Here is a 4,096-nt window from a genome sequence, read left to right on the forward strand (position 1 = left end):
ACCTGAACGGCACCATGAACCCAGGGGCTTTCTCTGTGATGGTGATTTCCTCATCCTTTGCCTTCGCGGCTTTCCTCTACATAAGAAAGGCCATGAGGGAGTGAGATGAGGGCTGAGAGGCTCAGAGAGCTTGCAGATTCGCCGCTCGGGAACCCGACAAGGTTAGCCATAGCCCTCTACCTCCTCTCCCGCGAGAGGACAACGTTCATCGAGCTTGCTAAAGCCCTCAAGCTGACCCCGGGAAACCTCGACTTCCACCTCAAGGCCCTCGAAAAGGCCGGAATTGTAAAAACCTACTACGGCTTCGGCAAAAGGCCGAGGAAGTTCGTGGAGCTGAGCGAAAAGGGTACAGACGAGCTGGAGAAGGTTATGGGAATCCTCCGGGAGGTGGTGGGCGGTGATTGAATACCTCTACGCCTTCCTCCTCTGGCTGGCGGTCTTTCTGCCCTCATCGGCCCTCGGATCGCTCCTGGCGAAGAGGGGAAAGGGCTTAGCGGGTGCCGGAATTCAGGGGGCGTTCCTCCTCCTGTCGCTCATTCTGATCTTGCTCCTCCGGATTCCGCCTGGTTTTAAGCCAGTCTACCTCCCCCAGACAACTGCCCTCGGATTTCTCGTCTCCCTGGCCTTGAACCTCGGAGAAAAGCTCTTTCCTGGAGAAAAGACTAAAGAAAAAGCCGAAACGTTGGAATTCCTACCGGAGGGCCTCCTCTGGAGGGTCCTGCTCCTTCTTATCCTGGCCCCCCTCGCCGAGGAAAGTCTCAACAGGGCACTGGTCGAGGGCTACCTCTTAAGCCAAGGTCAGTTCTGGGGTGCGATCCTGTTCTCGGCTCTTCTCTTCGCCCTCCCGCACTGGATGGCCTTCGAGGAGGCTTCCATCGGGGAGAAAGCCTACATAACAGCTGGAGCTTTTCTCATGGGGCTAATCGTTGGCTACCTCTTCGCGGTCAGTGGTTCTCTCCTCACGGCCTTCGCCTTCCACTCGTCGGCGAACCTTGCGGGGATTTTAAGGGGTGAGTTAAGGTCTGAGCGTAACCGCTGACCCTTTTTAACCCTCAACTGGTTCCGACTTGGAACTATTGTTGAAGAGGAAAGAATTTTTAAGGAAGCCGAGGATACCCGTTGGGATCCCCATGAATCCCCTAACTGCCTTCATCCTGGCGTTCCTGCTCTACATAACGCACGGACTCTATCTCAGCGGCTTTATAAAACCCTTCCAGAGACTTTTTGGAGATATTGAAGGCTACTGGATAGCGATGTCAATATTTACAGTCGTTTTCGCCGTTCTCATGACCCTTTTATACCTTAGACTCTACTTCGTCCGCTGGAGCTTTCCAGTTGACTAATTCCTACTCTTCCTGTCTCTAAGCGTTCTAACCTTCCTCCCGGCCGTTTTTGAACTTAGAAAGCCGGCAAGCCCCGAGATTAATGACGAGGGAGTTAACCTTGTTAAAAGCATGGGCTTCAAAGATGTGGCACTCCTCCAGATAATAAGCACCGCCCTTCCGGAGGAGCTCGTCTTCCGCTACGTCTTCCTTGGCCTCCTCTCGCTCTGGAACCCATTTGCAGGTTTAATCGCTCTCTCGATTTTCTTCGGCATTGGCCACAGGTTCTCCCATCCCGGCAGGAACTGGAACGTGCTGATATCAAACGCTCTGATTGGTTTCGTCCTTGGACTTGCTTACCTATACACAAAAAGCCTCCTCGTCGTCATGGCAATCCACTGGCTCGACGACATGATTCCCTGGGCTTACAGGAGGTACGAGAATCTCAGAGGGATTACAATCGGAGCGACCGCCCTCTTAGCGGTTTTACCGTTGGTTCTTTTATGGGATAAGCTTGTTTCCGTAATCGAGCATCTGAGAGGAATTTACTCGAACGAAAGCCTTATCCTAGGTACCGGAATGGCCATCGCAATGCTCGGCGTTGTATACCTCGGTCTAAGGCTTGTGAAGGGTAGGTGAGCGATTCACCGCAAGGTTAATGAGTGAACTCCCCTGCATATAAGTGGTGGGGTGCGTGGAGTGGGACTTCGATTCCTGGGCAGAAACCTACGACGAGGACGTTGGAAAGGAGGATTGGATTCACGCCGATTACAAGGAGGTTCTACAGCTTGTGGCGGGGAGAGTCAGTGGGACAGTTGTGGACGTCGGCTGCGGAACTGGCAACATCCTGGGCTTTCTAAAATGCGAGCGCTACATAGGGGTTGAGCCCTCCAGCGGAATGCGGATGAAGTTCAAAGGAAAACACAGCTTTGAACCCCCTCGACGGGCACTTCCTCAAGGTCCCCCTGCCGGACGGAACGGTAGATACGGTGATAAGCACCTACGCCTTCCACCACGTGCCGGATGGAGAGAAAGAAGCCGCGCTGAGGGAGATGCTCCGCGTTCTAAAGCCCGGAGGAAGAATTGTAATTGCTGATGTTATGTTTGAGTCGGAGAAGGAGAAGCTCAAGATTGGAGCGAAAGACGGAATCCTCGATGAAGTCCTCGACGAGTACTTCGCGACGGTTGAAGGGTTAAGAGGGCTATGCGAAAGACTTGGCCTTCAATGCCACTTTGAGCGGGTTAACAGGTACGTCTGGATAGTTGAAATGCTGAAGCCGACTCAATCCTTGAAGCGCTCGTAGATCAGCTCGTCAACGTATTTCCCGTCGCACTCGCCCCATAAGTTTCCACCTAAAAGTACCTCTCGAAGAAATCCTGGAGGTTCCTTTCGCTAAGTCCCTCGGCGAGTTTTCTAAACGTCTCGAAGTCAATAACATCGGCGTTTACGATAGCTTTTAAAAGGTCGTAGAAGGAGTCACCCATAAGGTCGTGGAGTTCCTTTAGGATGAGGGTTCCTTTGTTGTAGGATAGCACGTGAAGGTCCCTGCGTCCCCACTCAGGAACCTTAAGGTTCTCAGCTTCAGGGTTCTTCTTTAAGATGTCTTTGTACCACCACTCCAAATTCGCCATGAACTTCTTGTACTCATCTTCTCCATGAATTTCTTTAACTGCTAAAGCCGTTAGGTAGTTAGCAAAGGCTTCATCGAAGAACCTGCTCATGTGTGCCTCGGGTGTCGCTTTCGGATTCCAGAGGTGAGCCAGCTCATGGTAGATGTTAGCAGGGACTTCCGAGCGTAAAGAAGCCCCTGAGACGAGAGCGTAGCCCTTCCCAGCCTGTCCACCGTAGTTTTCAGGTGTTTCTATGACTGTGTAGACAAGGCTCCTTTTCCCAAGGAGTGAGGAATAGAAGTCATAAGCCTTTCTAAGGAGTTCAACGGTTCTTTCAACGCCCTTATCACTGAGGAGGAAGAGCCGGAACGGTTTCTCTTCAATAACTTTAAAGGGCGCTATTGCAATGTCAAGCCTGTTGGTACCTTCGATTCTCAAAAGATCCCCCTGGATTTCTCCGCCGAATGCCACCGTTAAACCGTCTGGAACGCCCTCAAGGATTATCTCTGCATCAAACTCAGAACCGACAACGGATTTAACAAGATTTTCAAAGCTCGGCTCTGCAGGAATGGGGTAAAAGAGAGAATCAGTTCTTAACAGCGTGTATTCTCGGTTTATCGAGTCCTTTATGTAGGGAAACACTTTCTCGTAGCTTCTGAACGTTCCCGAATATCTTAACTCGAGTTCCTCGACGGGCTTTTCCAGGTTAACTACTGTTACTTTAAATGCCTCAACACCTTTCAGCCCTCTGATTCCCTGGGAAAATCCAATGGACGTTTCTTCTACCTTTAATCCCCTGTTCAAAAGAAAGGTCTTGGCTTCTCCATTTAGGCCCTCGCTAGATAATCCGTTTAATCTTCCAGCTTTAAAGTCGAGGAGGAGTTTGAGTTTCAACTCATTAATCATTGTTCTCTCCCCTGAACTTTTCATAAATCAGCTCGTCTATGTATCTCCCATCGCTCCAGATGTGCTCCCGGAAGCGGCCGCTCAGCGTAAAGCCGTTCTTTTCAAGAACTTTTATAGAGGCCTTATTGTCCTCATGAACCTTTGCCCAGACTTTACGGAGGTTGAGATGCCTGAAGGCGTACTCGCAGAGGAGTTTGACGACCTCGGTGCCGTAGCCCTTCCTCCTCTCCTCCGGAGCGAGGTAGTAGAGTATCTCC

Annotated in this window: 6 protein-coding genes and 1 pseudogene; 5 read left to right on the forward strand and 2 right to left on the reverse strand. The window is 51.1% G+C overall.

Going from position 1 to position 4,096, the window contains the following annotated elements; genetic code table 11:
* Window positions 1-105 precede the first annotated feature (105 nt).
* From F7B33_RS05690 to F7B33_RS05710, 5 genes and pseudogenes are all read left to right on the forward strand, one after another.
* Window positions 106-405, forward strand: coding sequence for a transcriptional regulator (locus tag F7B33_RS05690; RefSeq protein WP_297073676.1), 300 nt, complete (start codon window positions 106-108; stop codon window positions 403-405).
* Complete coding sequence (locus F7B33_RS05695; protein WP_297073679.1) at window positions 398-1,039, forward strand: CPBP family intramembrane glutamic endopeptidase; 642 nt, start codon at window positions 398-400, stop codon at window positions 1,037-1,039. The genes F7B33_RS05690 and F7B33_RS05695 overlap by 8 nt, the downstream gene beginning before the upstream one ends.
* A 40-nt stretch (window positions 1,040-1,079) precedes the next feature.
* Window positions 1,080-1,343 (forward strand): hypothetical protein, encoded by a 264-nt coding sequence (locus tag F7B33_RS05700; RefSeq protein ID WP_297073680.1) that lies wholly within the window; start codon window positions 1,080-1,082, stop codon window positions 1,341-1,343.
* Window positions 1,344-1,454: 111 nt separating this feature from the next.
* The gene (locus tag F7B33_RS05705; protein ID WP_297073684.1) at window positions 1,455-1,961 is read left to right on the forward strand and encodes a CPBP family intramembrane glutamic endopeptidase; all 507 of its coding nucleotides are present in this window, start codon (window positions 1,455-1,457) and stop codon (window positions 1,959-1,961) included.
* Window positions 1,962-2,305: 344 nt separating this feature from the next.
* A pseudogene (locus F7B33_RS05710) lies at window positions 2,306-2,626 on the forward strand (methyltransferase domain-containing protein); the annotation flags it as partial.
* 49 nt (window positions 2,627-2,675) lie between these two features.
* Here the strand turns inward: F7B33_RS05710 and F7B33_RS05715 are convergent.
* Window positions 2,676-3,839, reverse strand: a complete 1,164-nt coding sequence (locus F7B33_RS05715) for a M1 family aminopeptidase (RefSeq protein ID WP_297073689.1) — start codon at window positions 3,837-3,839, stop codon at window positions 2,676-2,678.
* Window positions 3,832-4,096: GNAT family protein (locus F7B33_RS05720; RefSeq protein WP_297073691.1), on the reverse strand; the 265-nt coding region annotated here is incomplete at its 5' end. The genes F7B33_RS05715 and F7B33_RS05720, both read right to left, overlap by 8 nt.

It is taken from the genome of Thermococcus sp., assembly GCF_015523185.1.
Taxonomy (GTDB): Archaea; Methanobacteriota_B; Thermococci; order Thermococcales; family Thermococcaceae; genus Thermococcus.